Raw genomic sequence first — 2049 nt, 5'->3', positions numbered from 1 at the left:
GGTCTCGCCGTTGACGCTGAGCCACAGGCGCAGGTCCTGCGGGTCGGGGACCTCGTCGGCGGTCACGAGCCACGGACCGAGCGGGGCGAAGGTGTCGAGGCTCTTGCCCTTCAGCCACTGGCCGGTGCCCTCGAGCTGGAGGTCAACCGCTTTGGCGGCGCGTCGTTCCTGCCCGGGAACACGCTCGCGCTCGCGACCAGGGTGGTTGCGTCGAGGGGGTCCTTCCGCAGCTCCTTCACACACGTGGGTGTCGGTAGCCCGTCGCGGGGTTGGGAGCAGAGCTACGGACAGTTCTGGGAGCACATGCAGGCGCTCGGGCGCTTCCCCCCGAGCACCTCGCGGGGGCAGGGAAGACGCTCCGCGACGCCCTAGGTGCTACAGACGGAAGCTACCGGCGGGGCCGAAGCCGCTTCATGGACGGTAGTCGTCCTGCAGCCCCTGGCCCATCGCGTAGATGACCGCGTTGGCGATGAGCAGGAACGGGACGATCCAGATGGCGCCGATCCCGAGAGATAGGGGTATGAGCGCGCACAAACCTAGGGCCAGCAAGAAGTAGAGGAAGAGCTGGCCGAAGTTGGCGAAGGTGAAAGTGTAGGACCTCGCTATCGCCTGGAACGCGTTCAGGTTGCGGTCGAGGACGAAGTTGCCGAAGAACACCGCCGGGCTGGCCGCCAGCATCACCACCGTCAACGTCAGCCAGGAACTGGTCTCGAGTAGGTCCTGCATGAGCATGCTGAACGGCACCATCGCGACCATGATCCACGGCAGGCGGTCCAGCCTGCGGAAGGCTCGGCTCAGCGTCGCCTCCTCGCCCGCGGCGCGGAGCAAACCGATGTTCGTCGATACGAGAGCCCCGACGGCGTTGAGCGCCCCACCGAGCGCCAAGTAGAACCAACGGTGCGCTTCCGACGAGTAGGTGGCATGTTGACGGATGCCGACGTAGGAGACGGTCGGCCCGAACGCCCAGTCCAGGGCGTACGTCACTACGAAGCTGAGCACCATCAGGCCGAACACGTGCCGCTTGGTCCCCTTGATCAACGCCCGCGAGGTCGAGATGGCTTCACCCAGCGAGAACCTGCCCGTGGGCCCGTCGAAGAACGTCGCGCTGCTCATAGTTCCCCTAGGTTCAAAGTGAAGTGCGCTCACCATAGCTTGACGGTGCACCGTCCGCCAACCCCATCGAGCAAAGAGACCGCGAGCACGAGCACCACCTGCACCGGCGCATCTACGAATCCACCTGGCGCGACGTGGGCCGGAACGAGGCCGAGGTACTCGTGGAGCGCATGCACCTCGGCACCGGCATCGCGTGGGCGGCCATGCCGCGACACCTCACCTCCGTCGACGTGATGGAGGCGCGGCCCAAGGCCGTCATCTCGTGCGTGGACTCGCGCGAGGCGCGCGCCTCCGTCCACGAGGCCGTCACCCACCCGCGCTCGCGCGTCTGCTACTGGCTCGACCTCGGCAACCGCCTCCACCACGGTCAGGTCGAGCTCGGCTGCCCCCTGAACGCGGTGAACCGCCGCTCGAGCACGCGCCTGGACGCCGAAGGGAGCTCCGTGCCGAGCCGGCCGGCCATGCGACGTGTCCTCAAGCTCTCACTCATGACCCTGGCGTGGCTCGCCCCGTGTGCCCCGGCCAGGTCGCGACCATAGGCCCGGAGAGCCTCACCTTCGAACCCAGCGGTGAGCAAAGCAGCCGGTAGCGAGGAAGACCGGCCTCGACGCTAGGTCTCGGTTCAGGGACGGGACCGAAGCTCGACCTGGATCAGCGCTTCACCCGCCGAGTCGGCAGGGGCGACGGAACGTCGGCAGCGCCCACAGGGCAACTCACGCGAACATCATCAGCAGCCGCTCGAAGTCGCTCGGCGTGATCGCGTCCGCGGACGAGGCCTCGGGCCCGGCCAGGCAATCCTGCATGGCGGAGCTGACCAGCGCCACGCCGGCGCGGTCGAGCGCCTTCGACGTCGCGGCGAGCTGCGTCGCGACCTCGGGGCAGGGGCGGCCCTCCTCGACGGCCTTGATCACGGCGGCGAGCTGGCCCTGCGCGCGG

Annotated in this window: 4 protein-coding genes; 1 reads left to right on the top strand and 3 read right to left on the bottom strand. The window is 68.2% G+C overall.

The features are described 5' to 3' along the window. The coding region (locus VF202_15095) for a fumarylacetoacetate hydrolase family protein (protein HEX7041442.1) at window positions 1-243 on the bottom strand (243 nt) is incomplete at its 3' end. Window positions 244-411: 168 nt separating this feature from the next. Continuing rightward, window positions 412-1113: a hypothetical protein gene (locus tag VF202_15090; protein ID HEX7041441.1), complete on the bottom strand. Its 702-nt coding sequence runs from the start codon at window positions 1111-1113 to the stop codon at window positions 412-414. 134 nt (window positions 1114-1247) lie between these two features. On the opposite strand from VF202_15090, the gene VF202_15085 reads away from it, so the two are divergent. Beyond that, window positions 1248-1652: a hypothetical protein gene (locus VF202_15085; protein HEX7041440.1), complete on the top strand. Its 405-nt coding sequence runs from the start codon at window positions 1248-1250 to the stop codon at window positions 1650-1652. A 174-nt stretch (window positions 1653-1826) separates the two neighbouring features. Here the strand turns inward: VF202_15085 and VF202_15080 are convergent. Continuing rightward, window positions 1827-2049, bottom strand: a 223-nt coding sequence (locus VF202_15080) for a metal-sensitive transcriptional regulator (protein ID HEX7041439.1), incomplete at its 5' end; no start/stop codon positions are given.

It is taken from the genome of Trueperaceae bacterium, from assembly GCA_036381035.1.
Lineage (GTDB): Bacteria > Deinococcota > Deinococci > Deinococcales > Trueperaceae > DASRWD01.
The sequence above is the reverse complement of the archived record's forward strand: the minus strand, read 5'-3'. Positions and strand labels throughout refer to the sequence as shown.

Bases quoted from the DNA above. Each gene is read 5' to 3' on its own strand.
- VF202_15090 (HEX7041441.1), bottom strand. From the start codon at position 1,113: ATGAGCAGCGCGACGTTCTTCGACGGGCCCACGGGCAGGTTCTCGCTG.